This is a genomic window from Maribacter litoralis, from assembly GCF_902506355.1.
Taxonomy (GTDB): Bacteria; Bacteroidota; Bacteroidia; order Flavobacteriales; family Flavobacteriaceae; genus Maribacter; species Maribacter litoralis.
In genome coordinates this window covers 1,235,157-1,260,643 of the sequence record NZ_LR733271.1, presented here as the reverse complement: position 1 = coordinate 1,260,643, position 25,487 = coordinate 1,235,157, and the positions used below count along the sequence as shown (strand labels likewise).

Annotated in this window: 11 protein-coding genes; 10 read left to right on the top strand and 1 reads right to left on the bottom strand. The window is 36.5% G+C overall.

The window, feature by feature from the left end; all coding sequences use genetic code 11:
- The first annotated feature begins 21 nt into the window (after window positions 1–21).
- From EXIGUO8A_RS05165 to EXIGUO8A_RS05120, 10 genes are all read left to right on the top strand, one after another.
- Window positions 22–2,439: an ABC transporter permease gene (locus EXIGUO8A_RS05165; RefSeq protein WP_159302205.1), complete on the top strand. Its 2,418-nt coding sequence runs from the start codon at window positions 22–24 to the stop codon at window positions 2,437–2,439.
- A gap of 23 nt (window positions 2,440–2,462) precedes the next feature.
- On the top strand, window positions 2,463–4,937 hold the full coding sequence (locus tag EXIGUO8A_RS05160; protein ID WP_159302203.1) for an ABC transporter permease: 2,475 nt from the start codon (window positions 2,463–2,465) through the stop codon (window positions 4,935–4,937).
- Between the two features lie 64 nt (window positions 4,938–5,001).
- Window positions 5,002–7,401: an ABC transporter permease gene (locus tag EXIGUO8A_RS05155; RefSeq protein WP_159302201.1), complete on the top strand. Its 2,400-nt coding sequence runs from the start codon at window positions 5,002–5,004 to the stop codon at window positions 7,399–7,401.
- 154 nt (window positions 7,402–7,555) lie between these two features.
- Entirely contained in the window at window positions 7,556–9,988 is a 2,433-nt protein-coding gene (locus EXIGUO8A_RS05150) for an ABC transporter permease (RefSeq protein ID WP_159302199.1), read from the top strand.
- A 37-nt stretch (window positions 9,989–10,025) separates the two neighbouring features.
- The gene (locus EXIGUO8A_RS05145) at window positions 10,026–12,455 is read left to right on the top strand and encodes an ABC transporter permease (RefSeq protein WP_159302197.1); all 2,430 of its coding nucleotides are present in this window, start codon (window positions 10,026–10,028) and stop codon (window positions 12,453–12,455) included.
- Between the two features lie 254 nt (window positions 12,456–12,709).
- A complete protein-coding gene (locus EXIGUO8A_RS05140; protein ID WP_159302195.1) occupies window positions 12,710–15,109 on the top strand; it encodes an ABC transporter permease in 2,400 nt (799 codons plus the stop codon).
- A gap of 216 nt (window positions 15,110–15,325) precedes the next feature.
- The gene (locus EXIGUO8A_RS05135) at window positions 15,326–17,710 is read left to right on the top strand and encodes an ABC transporter permease (protein WP_159302193.1); all 2,385 of its coding nucleotides are present in this window, start codon (window positions 15,326–15,328) and stop codon (window positions 17,708–17,710) included.
- Between the two features lie 34 nt (window positions 17,711–17,744).
- Complete coding sequence (locus EXIGUO8A_RS05130) at window positions 17,745–20,153, top strand: FtsX-like permease family protein (RefSeq protein ID WP_159302191.1); 2,409 nt, start codon at window positions 17,745–17,747, stop codon at window positions 20,151–20,153.
- A gap of 15 nt (window positions 20,154–20,168) precedes the next feature.
- The gene (locus EXIGUO8A_RS05125; protein ID WP_159302190.1) at window positions 20,169–22,622 is read left to right on the top strand and encodes an ABC transporter permease; all 2,454 of its coding nucleotides are present in this window, start codon (window positions 20,169–20,171) and stop codon (window positions 22,620–22,622) included.
- A gap of 67 nt (window positions 22,623–22,689) precedes the next feature.
- Complete coding sequence (locus EXIGUO8A_RS05120; protein WP_159302189.1) at window positions 22,690–23,355, top strand: ABC transporter ATP-binding protein; 666 nt, start codon at window positions 22,690–22,692, stop codon at window positions 23,353–23,355.
- Between the two features lie 268 nt (window positions 23,356–23,623).
- Here the strand turns inward: EXIGUO8A_RS05120 and EXIGUO8A_RS05115 are convergent, their stop codons facing one another.
- Window positions 23,624–25,300, bottom strand: a complete 1,677-nt coding sequence (locus EXIGUO8A_RS05115; RefSeq protein ID WP_159302187.1) for an amidase — start codon at window positions 25,298–25,300, stop codon at window positions 23,624–23,626.
- Window positions 25,301–25,487: the final 187 nt, after the last annotated feature.

Below are 25,487 nucleotides of genomic sequence, written 5' to 3'. Positions count from 1 at the left end.
CAATCAATCAAAACGAGAGCCATGTTCAGAAACCATCTTAAAATTGCTTGGAGAAGTATTAAAAAGGATACGCTATTTGCCACCATTAAAATTGGTGGCTTTGCTGTTGGTATAGCGGCTTGTCTTTTAATTGCATTGTTCATTAACAATGAAGTAGGTTATGATCGGCATTATGCAAAAAAGGACCAATTATATAGGGTAGTGTTAGAGGGCATGTATAAAGGTGAGGTGATGAAAAGCACCCACTTTCAATTACCTTTTGCCGAAGTCCTACAGAACGATTTTCCAGAAATAGTAAAGGCTGGGAAAATTAATACCATTGGCATTTTTGGTGCAGGCAATCGTGGTTTTCGTTTGGCAGGGGAATCTCAAAATAATCTGGAAACAGGTTTTATACTTGCAGACCAAGAAGCGTTTGAGCTTTTGGAAGTGGAGTTACAACAAGGTAATCCTAAAACGGCATTGGCAAACCCTAAAAGTATTGTCATATCAGAATCCAAAGCGGCTAAGTATTTTAATGGTGGTAAAGTAGTGGGCGAGACCATTATTTTAGATAATGACCAGACCAAACCTTATACGGTAACCGGGGTGATGAAAGATGCTCCAAAAAACTCACATCTAGCCTATGATTTTCTGTTGTCCATAGAGGATACCAATGCAAACTGGACCAACCAGAACTACTTTACCTATGTATTGGTAGATGACCATACAAACGTGCGGGAGTTAGAGCTAAAAATGGTTTCCATTGTTGAAGATTATATAATTCCCGCTCAGCGAGAACGTGGGCGTGCACCAGATTTTATAGAAGTATTGAGAACCATGAAGTATAAACTTCAGCCCATAACCGATATTCATTTGTATTCCGATATTAAAATGGCAGATGGTCTTAAGCATGGCGATATTCGTTTTGTATGGCTTTTTGCTGCCGTTGCCGGTTTTGTACTATTGTTAGCAGTCATCAATTTTATAAATCTATCTACTGCAAAATCTGCCAATAGGGCAAAAGAAGTAGGGTTAAGAAAAACCATAGGTGCCTATAAAAGCAATTTGGTAACACAATTCATGACCGAATCTGTGTTGTACAGTTTTGTATCCTTTTTACTCGGTGTAGTATTGGCTTGGGCGTTATTGCCAACGTTCAATAACATGGCATCAAAAACAATAGAAATGCCATGGTCGGCATGGTGGTTTGCTCCGGTAATAGTACTATCTGCTCTTTTGGTAGGGGCTTTGGCAGGATTATATCCCGCATTTTATTTATCTGCTTTTAATCCGGTAAATGTTTTAAAGGGAAGTCTTAGTATTGGCAGTAAGAGTGGCAAATTAAGAAGCGGACTCGTTATTTTTCAGTTTACAACTTCGGTGATTTTGATTATAGCTACGTTGATTATATACCAACAAATGGATTTTATACTTCAAAAAGAATTGGGCTATGATAAAGAACACGTGGTAATACTTGAGGGCACTGGTATATTGGGTGATAGCGCTGAAAATTTTAAAGAACAGTTACTACAATTACCACAGGTAAAGTCGGCAACAATATCTAACTATTTACCGGTTGATGGCGGTAATAGAAATGGAAATACCTTTAGAAGGGAGGATGAAGGAAATGAAGGCAGGGGCATACCCGCCCAAATTTGGAGGGTAGATTACGATTACATTAAAACATTGGGAATTACCGTAAAAACCGGAAGAGATTTTTCCAAACAATTTGCGTCAGATGCTTTGAATTCCATCATCATAAATGCCAACATGCAAAGAGAGTTGGGCTTGGAAGATGCCATTGGTAAAGAAATCAATAACAACGGACAGATGTTCAAAGTAATAGGTGTAATAGATGATTTTCATTTTAAATCTTTAAAAGAGGATATCTCTTCCTTGTCTTTGGTAATCGGTAAAGATTTAGGGGCTATTTCGCTAAAGTTGGAAAAAGGCAATGTGAATGAGGCATTGGCATCTATAGCAACGGTCTGGGATAAAAATGTCCCCAGTCAAGCAATAAACTACAGCTTTCTTGATCAAGAATTCAGTCGCATGCATGATGATGTGGAGCGTATGGGCAAAATATTCAACAGCTTTGCACTATTTGCCATTTTAGTAGCCTGTTTAGGTTTGTTTGCACTATCTGCCTTTATGGTAGAACAACGAAAAAAAGAGATCAGCATCCGTTTAGTTTTAGGGGCACCATTCAAGAGTATTTATAAGCTGCTTACCCTAGATTTTATGAAACTGATAGTTATTTCAATTGCTATTGCCATACCTGTTGGCTGGTATTTAATGAGCCGTTGGTTAGAAGATTTCGCCTATCACATCACTATTGGTTGGGGAATATTCTTTACCGCAGGATTCATAGCACTGACCATAGCTATTTTAACTATAAGCTATCAATCTATTGGAGCCGCATTGATTCAGCCGTTAAAAAGCTTAAGGAAAGAATAATTCATCATCAAAAAACGAGAATCATGTTTAAGAACTATATAAAAATCGCTTTTAGAAATGCATTTAGATATAAGGGTAATAGTATAATTAATATTTCTGGACTTGCGATAGGTTTAACCAGTGTTATTTTGATAGCCCTTTTTATAAGCGATGAATTAAGCTATGATCGTTTTTTTAATGATGCCGACCAAGTGTATAGGGTCAATTTAAATGGTAAAATGGGCGATGATGAGTTTTATGCCGGTTATACACCTCCGCCAGCAGGTGAGACTTTGGTTGACAATTTTCCTGAAATTGAAAGTTTTACACGTATATACAGACCAGGAGTTGATGTTCTTGAATTTTCTGATGGTTCTGAAAAACAAGTTTTTAACGAAGAAAATGTATTTGCGGTAGATGCCAATTTTTTAGAGGTTTTAAGTTATCCTATGTTAAAGGGTGATCCAGAAAAAAGTTTACTAGAAGGGAATAGTATAGTTGTCACTAACAGTATTGCGAAGAAATATTTTGGAGATGTGGACCCGCTTGGTAAAATCCTTTTTTATGGAAAGGAAAGAAAACCGTTGAAAGTTACGGGTGTTTTAGAAGACATGAGCAATTTACATGCCTCTGTAAATTTCGATATATTAGTTCCTGTTTCAAATTTTTCAAATGTAAAACGATTTAACTGGAGTTGGGTATGGTTACAAATGGCTACTTATGTAAAATTGACTGAAAAAGCAGCGGCAAATCCTGAAGTAATTGATCATTTAGAATCACAGTTTCCTGAATTGATTAGGTTACATGCGGCAAATGCTTTTGATAGAATAGGTCAGCCTTACGAAGAGTTTTTAGAAAATGGTAATAAATGGGATTTGCACTTGCAGCCACTAACCGATATTCATTTACATTCTGGTGAGATAGAATCGGTAATTTCAGAACAGAACAGTATTAAAAACTTATACATTTTTGCCATAATTGCTTTTTTTATAATAGTACTGGCTTCGGTTAATTTTGTCAATTTGGCAACAGCACAGGCATCTAAAAGAAGTAAGGAAATTGGTATTAGAAAAGTGCTGGGTTCTCCTAGAATTCAACTTATAAAACAGTTTTTGGCAGAAGCCATTTTTTACACCGTAGTATCCACGTTTTTAGCACTAATGTTGGTTTGGGTATTTTTGCCTTTTTTTAATCAGCTAGCTGGTAAAACCATCACTTTCAATACGATATTTGAAAATGGTATTTGGTTATTTATTATCTGTCTTAGTTTACTAACCGCTCTTTTGGCGGGCATTTATCCTGCATTTTATTTAACTTCTTTTAAAGCAGCGAATGTTTTAAAAGGAGTTTCCAAAGTATCGAACAGTAAAGACGGTTTTATTAGAAACGGATTAGTGGTTTTTCAATTTACTGTTGCTATAATCATGATTATAGCAACTAGTATTGTCTATCTGCAATTGAATTATACCCAAAATCGTGATTTAGGATATGATAAAGAAAACTTGCTTGTAATTCGTAATGCAGAAAAACTTGAGGGTAGCGAAGAAACTTTCAGATCAGAACTTGAAGAGTTTTCAGAGGTAAAAAATGCCGCCATTTCTTCAGGTATGCTTACCAGAGGCAGTTTTGGTGATTTTTACTTTCCAGAAGCAACTAATTCAGACGAAAAGGTCGCTACGGATATTATATTACAATCTTACTTGGTTGATCAACATTTTATGTCGACCCTAGATCTGAAGTTAATAGAAGGTAGAGCGTTTGATAATAACTTCAATGATTCGTTGTCAGTTGTAATCAATGAAGCAGCAGCAAAGCAAATAGGATGGCAAAACCCTATTGGTAGAATGATTCAATATCCTGGCGGTAAAATGGAATCATACAAAGTGGTGGGAGTTTTAAAAGATTTTAATTTAGAATCGTTGCATAGCCATATTACACCATTTGCCTTGTTTTCGAATACTTCAAAGAGTTATGAAACAGGCGTATCATACATCACTTTAAAGGTAAATTCAGAAAATATCGGAAAATTGATGTCTTCTATTGAAAATAAATGGAATGCTTATCAGCCTACTGTGCCTTTTGAATATTCTTTTCTTGATGATGATATAAACACTGCTTATATATCAGACCAAAGACAGGCAAATTTATTTGGTGTATTCTCTTTCTTAACCATATTCATAGCCTGTATGGGTTTATTGGGATTAATAGCATTTATAGCCCAACAGAAAACAAAAGAAATAGGAATAAGGAAAGTCTTGGGTGCAAGTATTGGTGAAATTGTACAGATGCTTGCCCGCGATTTTGTAAGGTTAATTGTAATTGCCATGTTGATTGCGACCCCTGTTGCATGGTACTTTATGAATAAATGGCTACAAGACTTTGCATACAAAATAGAAATACCTTGGTGGGTATTTCTATTATCCGGTGGTATGGCTTTAGTTATTGCAATGATAACAATGGGGTTTCAAGCGATAAAAGCTGCTATAGTAAACCCGGTAAAAAGCTTGCGTACAGAGTAAATAATAATCACCAATCCGCTTACACTCCTTTGGAGAGAGATAGGGAGAGGAAAAAACGAGAACCATGTTTAAGAACTATCTAAAAATCGCTTGGCGTAACCTAACTAAGAATAAAGGCTATTCAATTATTAATATTGGCGGACTAGCAATTGGCATGGCTTGTTTTTTAATGATCTTAATGTTCATTAACAATGAGCTTTCCTATGATAAGTATCATACAAATGGCGATCAAATTTATAGAGTGGTACACCATATGGGATCGAGTGATGTAAAAGACAAGTGGATTTGGGGAAATGCACCTATAGGACCGGCTCTAAAAGAAGATTTTTCTGAGGTAATTGAAAAAGTACAGTTTTCGGGTAGGTCGGATGTTTTGTTGGAATACAACTCTAATTCTTTTCAAGAGAGTGATTGCTTCTATGTGGATGCTTCGGTCTTTAATGTTTTTACTTGGCCATTACTTTCGGGGAATCCTAAAACAGCTCTAGAAGCACCATATTCTGTGGTGTTGACAGAAAGTACGGCCAAGAAGTATTTTGGGGATGAAGATCCAATGGGTAAGGTTATGGAAGGAGTTGGCGGTAGAGCCAATGATGGGCAATATACCGTAACCGGTGTCATGAAAGATGTGCCCAAAAACTCGCATTTTAATTTTGATGTTTTACTCTCTATGAGTTCGTTTTACCAAACAAGACCAAATATTTTTGAGTCTTGGGGATATGTGGATTTTTATACGTATTTCTTGGTAAACAATAATTTTAATGTTGAAGATTTTCAATCAAAAATGCCTGTGTTTTTAGATAAACACAGGTCAGAGGAAGAAAAGGAATATTACTATGATGTAGCATTTGAACCGTTAAAGGATGCCTATTTGAATTCAGATGCTGTTCGCCAACCTGGTATAGTTGGCAGCCTACCCAACATCTATATTTTTGGTGTAATAGGCTTATTTATACTTGTCATTGCCAGCATAAATTTTATGAATTTGGCGACTGCAAGGTCTATGGAACGCGCCAAAGAAGTAGGAGTTAGAAAAGTTATTGGTGCCGATAAGAAAGGATTGGTCTATCAATTTTTGGGTGAATCCTTAGTAATGGTTTTAATATCTGCTTCCATAGGGTTATTACTTGTTTTTGTGTGCATGCCTTGGTTATCGAATATTACAGGTAAGCAGTTTATAATAGATGATATCTTTAGCTCTTATATGTTGCCATTATATTTTGGTACGGCTATAATTACCGGTTTATTTGCGGGAAGCTACCCTGCTTTAGTTTTGTCGGGATTCAAACCCGCCAGTGTTTTAAAAGGACTGATAAGTTCCTCTCCGCAAGGGGTGAACTTACGTAAAGGTCTAGTAATTTTTCAATTCAGTTTATCTATTGCATTGATAGCAAGTACGGTTATCGTTTATTTTCAACTAAGTTTTATGTTGAACAAAAATCTTGGGTTTGACAATGAGCAACAATTGGTCATCGATTATAATTGGGACGGTGAAGTTTTGGATAAGATAGAAACCGTAAAAAATGAACTTAAAAGTTTGCCAGAAGTAACATCTGTAGCTAGTTCGCGCACAGTGCCAGGAGGTCATTTTCCGGCTGCCGGAACAGAGATAGAAACATTTGAAGGCAGTATGGAACATTTTGAGCCATTTTTGTATGAAATAGATTTTGATTTTATACCACATTATAATATTGAAGTAGTGGCAGGCAGAGCGTACTCAAGGGAATTTGTTTCAGATTCGCTAAGTGCTATGGTCGTAAATGAAGCTGCAGTAAAATCATTTGGTTATGCAGACCCTTCTGAAATTATTGGTAAAAAATTTCAGCAATGGGGTCGTGAAGGAACCATTGTGGGGGTCGTTAAGGATTTTAATTACATATCCCTACATCAAGAAGTAGCTCCGCTATCCATGCGTTACTCTCAATATGGAAGGTATATTTCCTTAAAGGTAAAGACAGATGATATGCAGCGGTCAATAGCCAATATTGAGGAAAAATGGGCAACTTTAGCACCACACAGACCATTCTTGTACAGCTTTTTAGATGATAGTTTTAATGAACAGTACCAAGCGGATTTTAGATTTAAAAAGCTGTTTACCCTATTTTCTTTTTTAGCCATATTCATAGCATGTTTGGGCTTATTTGGCTTGGCAACGTATAGTGCCATGTTGCGAACCAAAGAAATAGGGATACGAAAAGTATTGGGAGCAGAAGTTTCTAGTATTGTCACATTATTGTCAAAAGACTTTATAAAGTTGGTCATCATTGCAATTGTAATTGCAACGCCATTTGCATGGTACGCTATGGATAATTGGTTGAATGTTTATGCTTACAAGGTAGAAATCAACTGGTGGGTGTTTGCCTTGGCAGGTATTATGGCGGTTGCCGTTGCTATTATAACAGTAAGCTATCATGCCATTAAATCTGCACGGGCGAATCCTATCAAAAGTTTACGTACGGAATAAAACTTTATTGTAAATAATTTAGACACATTTTGTCCAAATATTTGACACTCAGTATTTTATCTTTACATATAAATACCTGACAATCAATAATTTGTATTAATGGCATGAAATTAGAATTTGATGAGTCGTAATCAAGCACCAAAAAACGAGAACCATGTTTAAGAACTATCTAAAAATCGCCTGGAGGAGTTTAAAGAAGCAAGCCTTTTTCACTTTTCTAAATACATTCGGACTAGCCATTGGTATGGCTGGGGCATTAATTATATCGCTGTATATCTACGACGAACTTAGTTATGATAAAATGTTTGCCGATGCAGATAGAATTTATCGCATAGATTCTGATATAAAATTTGGTGGAGCGGAAATCAAAGCTGGTGAAGCCGCCGCACCAATGGCAGAAACCTTAAGAAGAGATTATCCGCAAGTAGAATCTACTGTTCGATTCAGAACCGTAGGTAGTGCGTATGTAAAAAAAGAAGGTGGAAACAGAAGTGCCAAAGAAAACCATATCACTTATGCCGATTCTACCATGTTTGAATTCTTTGGGATAGAGTTGCTCGCAGGTAATGCAAAAACAGCATTAACGGGTACCAACTCCTTAGTGTTGACCAAAACTGCAGCCGAAAAGCATTTTGGTGCTACAGATGTCATTGGTCAGAATCTACTGTTGGATAATACAGATACGTATACGGTAACCGGGGTAATAGAAGATATGCCGAAAAACTCCTATTTCAATGATTATAGTGTGTTTTTGGCAATGGCGGGCAACGTAGCATCTAGAGAAGATAATTGGGGTGGAAATAATTATTTTACGTTTATAAAACTAATACCGGGAGCATCGGTAGAAGATTTTCAAGGACCCTTGCAAGACATGTTAGAGCGTTACATGTTACCATGGGCACAGAAATATTTTCCGGGGATGACGGCGGAGTCGTTTGCGGCATCGGGTAATTACATTCGGTACCACACCATGCCCTTGACCGATATTCATTTGCATTCAGATAAAAGTTCGGAAATGAGTGCTACAAGCAGTATTCAGAATATCTACATTCTTTCTTTTATTGGGCTGTTCTTGATTATATTGGCAAGTGTTAATTTTATGAATTTGTCTACGGCTCATTCGTTAAAGAGAGCCAAAGAAGTTGGAGTTAGGAAGACTTTGGGGTCGAATAAATTGAATCTTGTTTTTCAGTTTTTAACCGAATCAGGTTTAATAGCATTTGTGTCTTTGTTAGCGGCGTTATTAATATCAATGATAGCATTGCCTTTTTTCAATAGCTTCACGGGTAAATCAATTGTAATACCGTTTACTCAGCCCTTGTTCTGGTTGGCGTTATTAGGGGCAACATTTTTACTAGGATTATTTTCGGGCAGTTACCCTGCATTTTTCATGTCAAGATTTACTCCCGTTAAAACCTTAAAAGGTAATAGTGCAGAAAGTGTAGGTAATGGCAGGGTACGTAATGCCTTGGTAATCTTCCAATTTTCAATTTCGGTATTTCTGATCATAAGTACCTTGGTAGTATTTCAGCAATTAAATTATATACAGAACAAAGATTTGGGATTTACCAAAGATCAAGTGTTGTTAATTAATGAAATGGGTGCATTGGGGTCCAAAACGAAGGCGTTTAAAGAACAGATTGCGAATATGGGTTATGTAGAGAGCGCAACATTAAGCAATTTCTACCCAACACCTTCTTGGCGATCAGATACATCGTTCTTTGAAGAAGGAGCCAGAGATCAAGAAAGTGCCATTCAAATGCAAGATTGGACCGTAGATTCCGATTACCTCAAAACTATGGAAATGGAAATAGTTGCCGGGCGCGATTTTAATCCAGCCTATGCATCGGATTCCACAGCCATTATAATCAATGAAGCTACGTTACCTATTTTAAATGTAACGGCAGAAGAAGCTTTAGGTATTCGGATATCTGAGGAAATAGATCAAGAAAACCCTACCTACTATACCATAATTGGGGTGGTTAAAGACTTTCATTATAGAACGCTTCGTACCAATATTAGTGCACTGGGAATGCACCTAAACTCAGATGCAGAAAATATGGCGGTAAGAATGAGCGGTGGTAATTATGCAAACAATATTGCAGCTATTGAGAGTACATGGAATGCTATGGCACCAGGGCAACCATTCGATTATCGTTTTATGGATGAAGCCTTCAACACCACCTATGAAGCGGAACAAAAACTGAGTCAGATATTTTTCATTTTTACTATGCTGTCCATTTTTATTGCTTGTTTGGGATTATTTGGATTAGCTGCCTTTAATGCCGAAAAACGAACAAAAGAAATCGGTGTTAGAAAAGTGTTGGGAGCTACTGTAAGTCAAATTTCTTACCGGCTTACGGTAGACTTCCTAAAATTGGTTGGGGTGGCTATTTTAATCTCCCTACCCATAGGCTGGTTTGCCATGAATAAATGGCTTGAAGATTTCTCGTACCGTATAGATATGGGTATTGGCGTATTCTTGCTGGCAGCTATTCTTGCCATTATCGTAGCAATTGTAACGGTAAGCTACCAAAGTATAAAGGCGGCAATTGTAAACCCGGTAAAGAGTTTACGATCGGAGTAAAAAAGAACATCAATCTTCATCAATCAAAAAGAACATCATGTTAAAGAATTATATCAAAATAGCTTGGCGTAATTTAATAAAGAACAAGCAGCAAACTATCATAAACTTATTGGGTCTTACGCTGGGTACCGTAAGCTGTTTAGTAATATTGTTATATGTATTTGCGCAGTTGGGTTATGATCAGCACCATAACGAGGCGTCATCAATTTATAGGGTGGAGACAATTATAGATCGTGATGGTCAAGAATCTTTTGATTCCGCCACCTCATCGCCACCTATAGCATTTGCATTAAAAGAAGATTTTGCCGAGGTAGAAGAAGCAACCAGAGTTGTGTTGACCGATGCATTTTACAGTCCGCTAATAAGAGCGACAAATAGCAAAGATGCTTATTATGAACCAAGGGTCTATTTGGCAGACTCAACTTTTTTCAAAGTATTCAATTTTAAAATATTTGAAGGTGATGTGAAAACAGCTTTAGATGAACCCAATACCGTAATGCTGTCATCATACTTGTCCGATAAGTTATTCGGCAAAACCAGTCCTTTGGACAAAACTGTGGTTTGGGGCAGTGGAGAAAGTGCGCTAACCCTTACCGTAAAAGGAGTTTATGATGAAAAGGCTTTTAAAACGCATTTTAATCCTAGTTACATTGTAAGCATGAGTACTCCGGGAATGGGAACTTTTGTACAGAATTTTCAGAGCTTTGCAACCAATAATTTTGTGTACAGTTATGTAAAATTGACCTCAAATGGTAGTGGTTTAGGTTTACAACGAAAATTGCCTCAATTTATGGAAGATAGAGGAGCGCAAGATTTAAAAGATGCCGGTATGAGCAGTAAGACGCTAGAGCTTACAAAGGTTACTGATATTCACTTATCCTCCAATGGCAGAAAAAATCAGCTGGATCACGTATCTAATAGTACCTACCTTTATTTTTTACTGAGTTTGGCATTTTTTATACAATTGGTGGCATGTATTAATTTTATAAATCTAAGTACGGCTAGGGCTAGTAAAAGGGCGCGTGAAATTGGGGTTAGAAAAGTAGTTGGCGCAGGTAAAAATGCATTAATGCGGCAGTTTTTGGGAGAGTCTTTGTTACTGTCCATATTCGCCATGTTGATTAGTATTCCTATAGTTATATTGCTTTTGCCATTTGTAAATGAAGTAACACAAGAATCATTGACCTATACAAGCTTATATCAATGGCAGATTGTGGTATTATTATTGGCTATAGGGGTAGTTACAGGGTTGGCTTCCGGTGTTTATCCGGCTATTGTTCTATCTTCTATAAAGCCGGTAAGAGCACTAAAAAGCTCTGCTATTTTGCAATCTGGAAGTGGTACGTTTAGAAAAGCTTTGGTAGTATTTCAATTTGTAATTTCTATATGTTTAATAAGCACGGTAATTATTATAGGTCAACAGTTTAAATATGCCCAAACTAAAGACCTAGGTTATAAAAAAGATAACCTTTTAGCATTGCGGGTAGGGACCGAAGAATCATCTAATAAGATAGAATCTTTAAAAGCATCATTTTTAAAAGTACCGGGCGTATTGCAAGTGTCAAGTGGAAATTATTCGCCATCGGAAATTATATTGGCAGATAACGGATTTTACTTACCTGGCGGAAATAAGGAAAATAAAACAGTGGTAAAACGTAATGGTGTTAGCGATGGCTATTTTAACACCATGGGTATAGAATTGTTGAAAGGTAGGGATTTTAATGCTGCCGATACCGTAGACCAGATCATAGTGAACGAGGCTACGTTAAAAGCTTTTAATATTGATATTGAAAACGCGTTAAGTGCCACCTTGATGCAAAGTTATGGCGATGAAATTGACGAATTACGAATTATAGGTGTGGTAAAAAATTATCATTTTGCTTCGTTAAAAGAAGAGATACAACCTCTGTTCTTGCATAAGGAAACCGAACCTAATTGGCTGTTTATTAAGGCAAACACAGAAAATTATGGTCAGTTGCTACAAGGTTTGGAACAACAATGGAAATCTGCCTTAAGTAACATTCCTTTTGATTATAGATTTGTAGATAAAGAAGTAGAAAAGTTATACGAAGAAGAAAAGCGTTTAGGGTTTATCTCTGTAGGATTTACCATTTTGGCAATATTCATAAGCTGTTTGGGCTTATTTGGGCTTATCTCATATGTAGCGGAGCAAAAGAAAAAAGAAATAGGTGTACGCAAAGTGTTGGGCGCAAGTGTACAGTCTGTAGTTAAATTACTAACGAAAGACTTTATTAAACTGGTACTCATTGCTTTTGTACTGGCATCACCAATAGCCTATTATTTTATCTCTAGATGGTTAGAGGGTTTTACGTATCGTATTGAACTTAAGTGGTGGGTGTTTTTAGCAAGTGGTGTACTTGTTATGGTGATTACATTTTTGACCGTGGGACTGCAATCATTAAAATCAGCAGCTGCAAATCCAGTAAAAAGCTTGCGCTCAGAGTAATTTTTGAAATGAATGTTCAAAACTTGTTTTTGCATTGATAGTAATGGTGTAACATTCTCATTTTTAAGCAGTCTTTGTAAATATATTGTACAACTGTTGTCAAATTATTTTACATATTAATTTATGTGTTTTATTGTAAGCAATTGATAAACAATATATTAGTAGTGTGGCACGAATTTAGGTTTAAATTTATGGTCATCAATCAACAATCACTGTTTAGTACCAACTAAACATCAATCAAAAAACGAACGATCATGTTTAAAAACTATCTGAAAATAGCTTGGCGAAATCTTCTAAAGAACAAAGGGTATACCATTATCAATGTTGGAGGTCTAGCCTTGGGAATGGCAGTTACCTTAATTATAGGGCTGTGGATCCAAGACGAACTTACATATAATAGCTATTTTAAGAACAAGGATAGTATAGCACAAGTGTTTCAATCGCAAACCTTTAATGGCGAAACAGGTACGGGTCCTGCAATACCTAGACCTTTGGAAAAAGCGCTAAGAGATGGTTATAGCGATAATTTTAAGCACTTGATCATGTGCTCTTGGACCAACGACCATTATTTAAAATATGGTGATAAAAGCATATCCAGACCTGGTAATTATATGCAACAAGCGGGTCCTGAGTTATTTGGTTTAAATATCATAAAAGGAGAAAAAGACGGACTAAGGGAAATTAATTCTATAATGTTGTCCCAGTCTACTGCAGATGCTTTATTTGGTAGTGAAGACCCAATAGGTAAAACGGTAACCGTTAGCAACGAACATAAGCTGAATGTAAGCGCGGTTTATAGTGATATACCGGTAAATAATTCCTTTAACGATACAGAATTTATTATTCCTTGGGAGAAGTATTTGGCAGTTAATGAGTGGATTAAGAACGCAGAGGATTCGTGGGGAAACAACTCCTTTCAAATGTTCGTGGAGTTGGCAGATAATACTACTATTGAACAAGTAACGGATAGAATAAAAAACGTAAAAAAAGATTTAAACGAAGATACGGCTCAGTTTAATCCGCAGATATTTCTGTTTCCTATGAAAGACTGGTATTTGCGCAGCAGTTTTGAAAACGGAAAGCAAGAAGGTGGGCGTATAAAGTATGTTTGGCTCTTTGGTATTATTGGTGCATTTGTGTTGTTATTGGCATGTATTAATTTCATGAACTTAAGTACTGCACGGTCAGAGAAACGTGGTAAAGAAGTAGGTATTCGCAAATCGATCGGATCGCAGAGAGGTCAGTTGATCTATCAGTTTTTAAGTGAATCCTTCATCGTGGTGTTATTCGCATTTGTTGTGGCAATTTTATTGGTACTCTTATCATTAAACGGCTTTAACGACCTTTCTAGAAAAGAAATTGTATTTCCTTGGGGCAACGGATTGTTTTGGGGCGCTTCACTGATTTTCATTTTGTTTACGGCATTGTTGGCAGGTAGTTATCCTGCATTATACCTTTCTTCCTTTAAACCTGTTGATGTGCTAAAAGGCACCTTTAAAACTGGTAAACATGCCGGCTTGCCCAGAAAAATATTGGTGGTATTGCAGTTTACGGTATCCGTAGCCTTTATAATTGGCACGGTCATCGTCATGCAGCAGATAAATTATGCCAAAAATAGACCGGTAGGGTATGACAAAGAAGGTTTGATTCAAGTACCTACTTTCAGTCAAGATTTTGTGGGTAAGTATGATTTAATGAGAGCTGAATTTATAGGTTCGGGAGCGGTGGTTGAAATGTCGACTTCAAGTAGCCCAACCACCCGAATATGGTCTAACCGAGGCGGATTTGTTTGGGACGGGAAACCGGAAGGATTTCAGGAGGATTTGGCGTGGACAGAAGTATCTCCGGAATATGCAAAATCGTTAAATCTAAAAATAGTTGAAGGGCGCGATTTTTCAAGAGATTTTGCTTCGGATTCCTTAGGGATACTCATCAATGAAACTGCAAAGAAGTATTTAGGGATGGAAAACCTTATAGGGCAGTTTTTACGAGATGATGATGAAGAAGATCCCAATCCACCATTAAAAATTATAGGCGTTGTTCAAGATATGATTACCCAATCGCCTTATGAACCGGTAAAGCAAGGAGTGTATGTGTATGATAGGCATGATAATGCCAGTTATTACAACATGCGATTAAATCCAAACCAAAGCGCAACTCAAAATATAACAACCATAGAAAATGTGTTCAAGGAACATTTTCCAGATATCCCATTTGAGTATGATTTTATAGATGGGGAGTATGGGGAAAAATTTGCATCGGAAGAACGCATAGGAACTCTTTCTGGGGTATTTACAGCACTCGCCATTTTAATTAGTTGTTTGGGATTGTTTGGGTTGACATCTTTTGTAGCTGAGCAAAGAAAGAAAGAAATTGGAGTTAGAAAAGTATTGGGAGCTACCATATTTAATGTGTGGAACATGCTTTCAAAAGACTTTTTAAAACTGGTGGTTATCTCATGTTTTATAGCAGTACCAATCGCTTATTTCGTCATGAACGGATGGTTGCAAGAATACCCGTATAGAGTAATATTGAAATGGTGGATTTTTGCCATAGCCATGCTTGGCGCCATGTTGGTGACCATTTTAACCGTAAGCTTCCAAGCCATAAAAGCAGCAAAAGCAAATCCGGTGAAGAGCTTACGAACAGAGTAAGTTGTTACCTTTAAATAATTTTTCTACTAGAAACTAGGCTAGTCACATGGTGTCTATATATAGCTATCCATTGTAAATATATTGTACATCTTTTGTCAAAATATTTTACACGTTGATAATTGGAATAATATTCAAAACACTAATATTCAGATAGTTGAGGTTGTGGCACGAATTTGGTTTTAAAATGAAGCGTCATCAATCAAAAAACGAGCAATCATGTTTAAAAACCATTTGAAACTCTCTTTTAGGAATCTTTGGAAGAACAGATTGCTTTCTTCTTTAAATCTTTTAGGGTTAAGCATTGGTATTGGTGGTGTGCTAACGCTTATGTTTTCGGTATATGCTTATTATATAGCAGATGATATGATACCGGACCAAGACCAGATTTTTTATCTAAAGACACATTTGGCAGACGGTAATGATTACAATGAAGCGGTATATCCATTACTTGATAAGATAAAAAGCACTTCGCCAGAAGTAATTGCGGGTACACATTTACATGGTTGGGGTAATATTTGGTTAGAGGTAGGAGATAATGAATTTCAGAAAACAACTACATATGCAGATCCTGAATTTTTCGATGTTTTCGCACTGCCTTTAAAATATGGCTACCAAAGTACTGCGCTAAATGAAAAGTATTCAGTTGTTCTGACCGACAAGGTAAGTAAGCAATTGTTTGGGGAAGAAAATCCCGTGGGGAAGAGTTTAATTGCGGCAGACACTTTAAACTTGACAATTACAGGGGTGTTAGAACCAATAAGTCCTTATTCTTCTTTTCGGTTAGATGTTTTAATGCCCAACACGATATTGAAGGATAACGTAGCGTTTAAAAATCAGGTCAATTGGGACAGTAGTTTTTCTCCTGTATTTATGAAACTTCGTCCAGATGCTAACCTTCAACAATTTGAGAACCGTGTAGGTCAATTAGTCAATGAAAATTACGAAGACCCTACTGTCATTTCAAGAATGGAGGTGATACCACATGCTGAGGTCCGTATTGATTCTATACCTGTGGTAGAAATTATTATTGCAGGAAATATAGCTACATCTTTTTTTGTACTTCTTCTTGTCCTTGTAAACTTACTGAACTTGAATACCTCAACCATGTACCGTAGAACTAAGGATATTGCAGTACGTAAAATTTTAGGTGGTGGTAAAAAAGGAGTGATTACTCAGTTTTGTCTGGAAAACGGAATTTTGGTGTTACTCTCTATATTGATTTCTGGCGGATTGTTCTTTGGCTTTTTATTGCCAAAATTGAATGATATTTTCGGGGCTGATTTTGGACAGATTAATTTCAGTATCGCCAATGATTATCCAGTAGTATTAGGTGCTATTTTATTAGGTGTTTTAGTGACGCTAATAGTTGGTATTTTGCCAACCTTACGATTTGTTTCATTACCAATTTCACAAGGCATTAAAGGAAAAATAGATAGTGCAAAGGGGAGTTTTATATTACGAAATACATTTATCATTTTTCAGTTTTCCATAGCCATTCTCTTTATCTGTGTTGCCGTTATTCTAAACAGTCAAATCAGTTTTATGAAAAAGGCTGATTTAGGATTTGAAAGAGAACATGTGATAGTGGGTAATATTGATCTTGATTTTAAAGATATGGATGCTGCCAAGTCTAGCTTCAAAGCGCTTTTAAATGACTTAGAGGCAAATCCGTATGTAACCAATGTAGCTACAAGTCAAGCCATACCGTCAGATTACTACTTTAACTACACCCGATTTTATGATTCAAATACGGATACCGATGTGCGTCTTCGTCGTTCTCTTGCCGATGCGGGTTATTTAAGTACACTTAAGATTCCGCTAGTAACAGGTAGGAATTTTAATAGGGAAATGGATAATGGAGATGAAAGACCTGTAATCATAAATCGTAGTGCCATGGCCGCTTTTGGTTGGACGACTATAGAAGGGAAGCGGTTAAAATATAAAAATGACGATTTTATTGGTAATCCTGTGGTCGGTGTTATGGAGGATTTTCATTATCAAGACTTGCAAAATGCTGTTGAACCCTTGGTTCATTATTATCGAAGCGAGGACGAATTAGAGAAACATCGTTACCTGTCAGTTAAAGTAGTTGACGGTAAAGAAAAAGAGGTTAGGGATATGATTGCTTTAGCATTCTCTAAAATTGATTCTAGAAAAAATTATGTGCAAAGTAACCTTGGTGAAAAAGTAAGTGGACAATATCGTTTAATGGACGGTATGCTTAAAACCGTAAATGTGGTAGCGCTACTTACCATATTTATTTCATGTTTAGGTATGTTCGGTCTAATCTCTTTTATGGCAAAAAGAAGAATAAAAGAGATAGGCATTCGTAAAGTTTTAGGGGCAAGTGTATTGAAAATAGTGGTCTTACTTTCAAAGGATTATATGATTTTAGTAGGTATTGCAACTATTGTAGCGTTTCCCGTTGCGTGGTATATGATGAATGCTTGGTTGGGCGGTTTTGCATACAGTATATCAATTCAATGGTGGATGTTTGCTCTGTCGGGCTGTATTGCATTATGCATAACCGCATTTACTTTAGGTATGCAAGCCGTAAAAGCAGCTAGGGCAAACCCGGTAAAAAGTTTACGAACAGAGTAATGTAAAAATCATCAATCAATCAAAAACAAGAATCATGATAAAGAATTATCTCAAAATCGCTTGGCGAAACTTGCTTAAGGATAAGGTGAATACCGGTTTAAATATCACTGGGTTATCGGTAGCCTGTGCCGTCGCTATTTTATTGGGAATGGCAGCCATGTTTCAACTGTCGTATGATGGTTTTCATGAACAGGGAGAATCAATTTATAAAATGGTAAGAACTGAGCAAACACCTAAAGGACCCAAAGCAGGTACCGTTCATGCTGCACCTTTAGCGCCAACTTTAGAAGCTGAGGTGGCTGGTGTTAAGCATATTTCCAGATTTGTTCAAGATGGTACACTTGCCTTGTATAACGAGAAAGAAATAAATATGGATATTGTTTGGGTGGACCAAGACTTTTTTTCCATGTTTAGTTTTCCTGTACTTCATGGCAATGAAAAAGAACCGCTGGCAGATTTAAACGATGTAGTGCTTACAGAAGAAGGAGCACAGAAACTTTTTGGATCAACCGATGTCGTTGGAAAAACATTCAATCTTATGGTAAATGGAGAAGAAAAACCGTTTACCGTTAGTGCCATAGCTAAAGATATAGTGCCGCAAAGTAATTTAGACTTTCAAATTGCTGCCCGCTTTGAAAGTCATAGAGAGTACAATGAAGCCAAAGAACAGTGGGATAGGCAATATCACGAATTGTTCGTAGAGCTGAAACAAGGGGTTTTGGCGTCTTCATTTGAACAAAGCAGTAGATCGTTTGTAGATCTTTATTATGGTGAAGGTATTGAACGATTGAAAAGGGATGGCGCTACTGCAGACGAAAATGGTCGTTTTATAAATCTCGAGCTAGTTCCTTTACAAGATGTACATTTTGCAAGTTTTAAAAATGGAACTGTTGAGGTAAGTAGAAGTAGACCTTATTTAATTTTTGGTGTAGCCCTGTTGATTTTGTTCATTGCATGTATTAACTATATAAATATGAGTATAGCCAAGACCGCAAAACGTCTAAAGGAGATAGGTATGCGTAAAACTTTGGGTGCGCAAAAAAAACAACTATTTTTTCAGTTTTGGAGCGAGAGCCTGTTCGTGTTCATTATATCTATTAGCATAGGTGTAGTATTAAGTCTTGTGTTTTTGAATGATTTTAAATCTATGTTTAACACGCAGATTTCATCGAGTATGTTTTGGTCGCCCATGTTTTTAGCCGGGCTATTATTGTCCATTCTTGCAATTACTGTAGTAGTTGGTGGATATCCTGCACTCTTAATGAGTCGTTTAGGTACAATTCAGTCGCTAAAAGGAAAGCTCGAATCTTCGGGGAATAATCAAGTAAGAAATGTGCTGATGGTATTTCAGTTTAGTATTGCTATCATCATGATTGTGGGTACTTTGGTGTTATGGAGCCAAATTGATTACATGCGTAATAAAGATTTAGGGTTTGATAAAGAGCAGGTTGTATCTTTTCCCTTAAACGGAAAACGCAATAGTCATGACATGGTAGATTTGTTACGCGATGATTTGAGTGGTAATGCGGAGATTGTTTCCGTAAGTGGATCGGATAGTAACTTAGGACTTGGAAAAGATGGCAGTAGATCTTCTAGCGGTATCGGTTTTGAGTATAAAGGTCGTATCGTTATGACCAATTTTCTTATTGTTGATCATGAATATGTGCAAACCCTTGGTTTGGATATGGTTGCGGGAAGAAATTTTGAAAGTGCCGCAGATAGTTTAGGTGTGGTTATCAATGAGTCTATGGCAAAAGAATTAGGCGAGCAAGACCCGTTAACTTCACAATTGGAAATTGAGGATGGAATTTTTTATCCTGTGTTGGGGGTGGTAAAGGATTATAATTTTAAAGACTTGGATAGGGCAATAGCGCCAATGACCTTTTTTATGAGTAGGCAACAAGATCTTACCTATGGATTTGTAAAAGTAGCCCCAACCAATATGGCAAATTCATTTGTTGCCTTAGAAAATGCTTGGAAAAAATTAGAGCCCAATGCAGAATTTTTAGGTTCTTTTTTAGATGAGAATATTGATAGAACTTTTAGGCAAGAAAAAACCACGGCAAAAATGATTTCAAGCGGTTCTTTACTTGCTATTGTTTTAAGCTGTATGGGCTTGTTTGCGATGTCTTTATTAATTGTGCAACAACGTACCAAAGAAATAGGTGTAAGGAAAGTTATAGGTGCCAGTGTGGGTTCCATCACCTATATTTTAACCAAGGATTTTTTAAAATTGGTGCTAATAGCTTTTATCATAGCATCACCATTATCATGGTATATTTTAAAGGAATGGTTGCAAAATTATACTTATAGAATTGACCTAAGTGTTTGGTTTTTTATTGGGGCAGGTGCTATTGCCGTATTAATAGCCATGCTCACCATTGGTACAAGAACCATCAGGGCAGCAAGAGCAAATCCAGTAAAAAGCCTAAGAACTGAATAATAGATAATAACAACTATGTTACGTAATTACTTTAAAATAGCATTTCGGAATATATGGAAGAATAAAGCATTTTCCGTTATCAATATATTGGGTCTTTCCATTGGATTAAGTGCTTCATTCGTAATTGGTGCTATGGTTTTTTATGACCTTACGTTCGATAATTTTCATCAAGACGGTGATAGAATTTACAGGGTCACTACTTCGTTCGAAGGTGCTTCTGGTGTGTTTCATAATGCAGGCGTGACCGTTCCTTTGGCACAAGAACTCAAAGATTTAAAAATGGAGGAGATTGAAACTGTCGCACCATTTTTTACCATCTATCCTTTACACGTAGAAAATTCAGAAACTGGTAATAGGTTCAAAGAGCCCGATTTTGTAGTATATACCGAACCTTCATATTTCAAAACATTTGAATATGATTGGTTGGCGGGCGATTCAAATACTGCCCTAGCCGAACCAAATATGGTAGTGCTATCGCAAGAGCGTGCAAGAAAATATTTTCCAAATCAAGAAATAGGTAATGTTTTAGGTAAGTCATTAGTTTATAATGACAGTATACAAGCCACAGTTTCTGGGGTTGTTGCAGGGTTTAATGGTCGTACTGATATTGTTTTTGAAGAATTTATTTCATTAAAAACTGCAGCTACACAAGATATGACCAATGCAATAAATGAAGCAGGTTGGGACAATACAAATTCTGCTTCACAACTATTTATAAAACTTGCTGAAAATACAAGTGTAGACAATGTTCAAAAAACACTAACTCAAATTGCAGATGATCATAATGAACCAGAAAATTCTCATTTCGGTGGTAGTAAGAGTAAGTTCAATTTACAACCATTAAATGATTTACACTTAAATTCTTACTACGGTACTTTTGATTTCAATGATAGCCGAACAACAATGGGGGCATTAAAAAGCCTAATGTGGTTAGCTTTAATTTTGTTGATGTTAGGGTGTATAAATTTTATTAATTTAAATACGGCACAAGCAATAAAAAGAGCGAAAGAAATAGGTATAAGAAAAACCTTAGGAAGCACAAGGTTTCAATTAATTTATCAGTATTTGGGAGAAACATTTCTTTTGACCTTATCTGCAGCCGTAGTTTCATTCTTTCTTTCAAAATGGTTGTTACTTTTATTTTCAGATTTTATTCCAGCAGGATTAAGCTTTGATATTTTTTTAAACCCTTGGTTAGTATTGGGTGTTTTCCTTTTACTATGTGTAGTGACTATTTTATCTGGATTTTATCCTGCCCTCGTGTTATCAAAATATAAACCGGTTTCGGTTTTGAAACAACAAATTACGCCTAGTTCAGATAAGGGATTGTTAAGAAAGTATTTAACCGTATTTCAATTTGTAATTGCACAGATATTTATCATAGCTACATTAATGGTAGGTAAACAGTTAAACTATATAATGAAAAAAGATATGGGTTTTAATACAGATGCAATTGCATATTTTAAAACTCCATGGCAAGATACATCAGCAGTAAAAAGAACAAGGTTTGTTAATAGAGTGCAAGATTTACCCGGTATAACCAGTGCAGTACTTGCAGGTAACCCACCAGCTTCATTTACAACCATGAGTATGGGCGTAAAATTTATAGATGGCAGTAAGGAAGTTAGTTCAGATTTGCAACTTATGTACGGTACTTCTAACTATTTTGATTTATATAATTTAAAGTTATTGGCCGGTAGAATGCCTTTGAATGATTCTATTAATGAGTTCGTGGTGAATAAATCATATTTAAAAGCTGTAGGTGTAGAAAATGCGGTAGATATCGTAGGGAAAAATTTAATAGTAGATGGCGATAACTTACCTGTAGTTGGCGTCATGGAAGATTTTAATCAACATTCTTTAAAATATGGAATATCTCCGATGGCATTTACTGGGAGTTCATATACTGGTAAGTGGACACAGTTTAAAACAATTCATTTTAAATTGAATCCTAGTGAAGTTTCTAATTGGTCAGAAACGATATCATCAATAGAAAGCATATGGAAAGAAACCTATCCTGAGTCCGATTTTGAATATGCTTTTATGGACGATACCGTAAAACGGTTTTATGAAAGTGAGCAAAAAACGGCGACACTTTTAAAGTGGGCAACTGGTTTGGCTATTTTAATTAGTTGTTTAGGGTTGTTTGGGTTGGTCATACATACAACCGAACGTAGAACTAAGGAGGTCGGAATTCGAAAAATTCTTGGAGCCAACATATTTCAGCTTAATATGCTATTATCAAAAGATTTTTTAAAATTGGTCTTGATAGCCTTTGTAATCGCAGCACCAGTTGCATGGTACGGCTTGCATAATTGGTTGGAAGAATTTGCTAATAAAACGGAATTAAGTTGGTGGATTTTTGCTTTAAGCGGAGTTTCTATGGTAATAATTTCATTATTGATTATGACAATTAAGACTTTGAGTTCAGCGAACACCAATCCCGTAAAAAGTCTAAGAACTGAATAATAAATAAGATTTTAACCATTAACCACTAACTGACTATTTCACTAATCAACTAATTCACTACATAAAGATGTTATTACAATTAAGAAATATTTTCAAATGGGTTCAGCAGGGCGGTCAACGTATTTTCTTGTTGAAGGATATTAATCTAGAAGTACAAGAAGGCGAATTCATATCGATCATGGGTCCGTCGGGATCTGGGAAATCTACATTGCTTAATGTGATTGGTATGCTAGATACGTTTGATGAAGGGGAGTATGATTTTTTGAACGAATCGGTTCATACTTTAAAAGAGAAATATCGTTCTAGCTTGTATAAAGAGTATATCGGTTTTGTTTTTCAATCATACCATTTATTAGATGACCTTACGGTAGAAGAAAATCTAGAAATGCCTCTCTTATATAAGAAGGTGAAAGGTTCAGAACGTAAAGCATTGGTAGCCGATATGTTGGATAGATTCAATATTGTAGGTAAAAAAGATTTGTTTCCCACACAGTTGAGTGGAGGGCAGCAGCAATTGGTTGGTGTGGCACGTGCACTCATTGCAAACCCAAAACTGATTCTGGCAGATGAACCAACGGGGAATCTTAACTCGCAACAAAGCGAAGAGATTATGCAGCTTTTTAAGAAATTGAACGAAGAAGAAGGGGTGACCATCATACAAGTAACACACTCCGAGAAGAATGCAGCATACGGTTCAAGGATCATCAACCTTCTGGACGGAAGAAAGATTTAGTCTTGAAATGATGATTTATCTTAACTTTTTAAATATCAGGATAAATCATCAAATAATAATCTATATCTAAAATGTCACTTCGAGCGCAGTCGAGAACTTACTTGTTAGAATATAATTTACGAATGTCAGTTCGAGTGCCCCTTATTCAATTTTTTCATTGAATAAGGGGTGTATCGAGAACCTTTTGAAAACAAATAGTTTCCGTCTCAATTGACATTGCTTTATTCCAACAACCAACAACCAACAACCAACAACCAACAACCAACAACTAATCGGTATACCCGTCAGGGTGCATTTCGTCAAATTCGGTTTGGTCTTGAAATGCTTTTGCTAATAAAAGAATACTATCCTCATCGTATAAGTTACTAACTAAGGTGATGCTGGTAGGGTGCTTTTTTTCATCCAATCCAGTAGGTATAGAAATTGCCGGGTGACCGGTAAGGTTTGTTATTATTGAAAGTCGATTACCAGAGCTTGGTGAAATAAGAACATCATAATCTTTCATGAGATCTTGCATTTTTTCAATGAGCACTTGTCTTTGCCTATTGGCCTGTATGTATTCTACTGCAGGAATAAAACGTGCTTGTCGCAATGAATTTGCTCTAGAACGTTGCGTTTGCTCTACCATTTTATCTACCTCTTCGGCACGAACCATATCGTCGAAAAAAGCGCCTGCTTCTGCTCTAAGTATAATATCAAAACCATTGTAAGGTACATCTTTAGGTAAATCTACAGAATGTAAGGAAATGCCCATATCCTTAAATTTCTTCACAGCCTTATCCAGATTTGCTTTGCTATCCGAAGAGTCTTTTTCTATATCGTTTTTTAAATAGGCTACTTTGAGCGACTTGTAATCTTTGTTAGGGTTGAATCCGTCAGGATAATCTGTAGTCATTCCGTCTTTAGGGTCTTTTCCTGCAATAACACTATATACAATTGCGCAGTCTTCTGCACTTCTTGCCATAGGTCCTACTTTGTCCATAGACCAACTTAAGCTCATCACTCCGTGTCTACTAACCCTACCATATGTAGGTCGTAAACCTGTAATTCCGTTTCTTGTGCTTGGCGATAAAATAGAACCTAATGTTTCGGTACCTAATGCATAAGGAACCAAACCTGCAGAAGTTGCCGATCCAGACCCTGCTGAAGATCCTGAAGCACCTTGCGTAGTATCCCACGGGTTTTTAGTTTTTCCATCGAACCAAACATCACCGCGAGCCAATGAACCAGAAACCAATTTGGCTACTAGAATTCCACCTGCATCTTGTAATTTTTGAACCACGCTAGCCGTCATATCAATTTCTTGATCACGGTAAGGTTCAGCTCCCCACGTAGTTTTGTAGCCTTCCACTGCCATTAGGTCTTTTACACCGTAAGGAATACCATGTAGAATTCCGCGATACTTACCTGCAGCAAGTTCGGCATCCATCTTTTTCGCTTGTTCCAAAGCCATTTCTTCAGTTACGGTTATGGTACACTGTAAGATGTCATTATACTTTTTTAATCGTGCTATAAAAAACTCGGTCAATTCTAGAGAACTTATTTTTTTGTTTTTAATGAGAGATGCTAGCTGAGGTATGGAATAAAAAGCAAGGTCCGCCTTTTTTGAAGGAAGCGCTACATTCTCTGGTATTTCCCATTCCGGGAATCCGTTTTGTGGTTTTGGCTCAAAATTCATAGGTAGCGGGTCAAACCGAACCGCGGGCACTACATCGTAGTCTAGAGTATATTTTCGTAGCGAATCATATCCTTTTTTATTTCGCTGTAAATAGGGATATAAGGTGTCAATATATTTCTTGTCAAAATTTAAACCTATTAGTTTTTGAGAGCGCTTAACGTCTTTTTTGGAGAAATCGTTCTTTGAGCTGGAACAAGATGTAATTAATAAAGAGGTAAGTAGACTAAAAAATAAGAGTTGGGATAATCTTTTGATAGGTTGGTACATGTATGTTGGTTTTTTAAAAAGATTCTAATGTACGTTTTTTGAAAAGTAATAGTGAAATGCCAAATCATAAAAAAATGTGAATTGAAGATCTATTAATAAGAGGATCTGTTTATAATGGCATCTTCATTTTCAATACGCTAGCTTCATAATCTGATAACTAAGGATTATCTTTGTAACCTACTTGCCA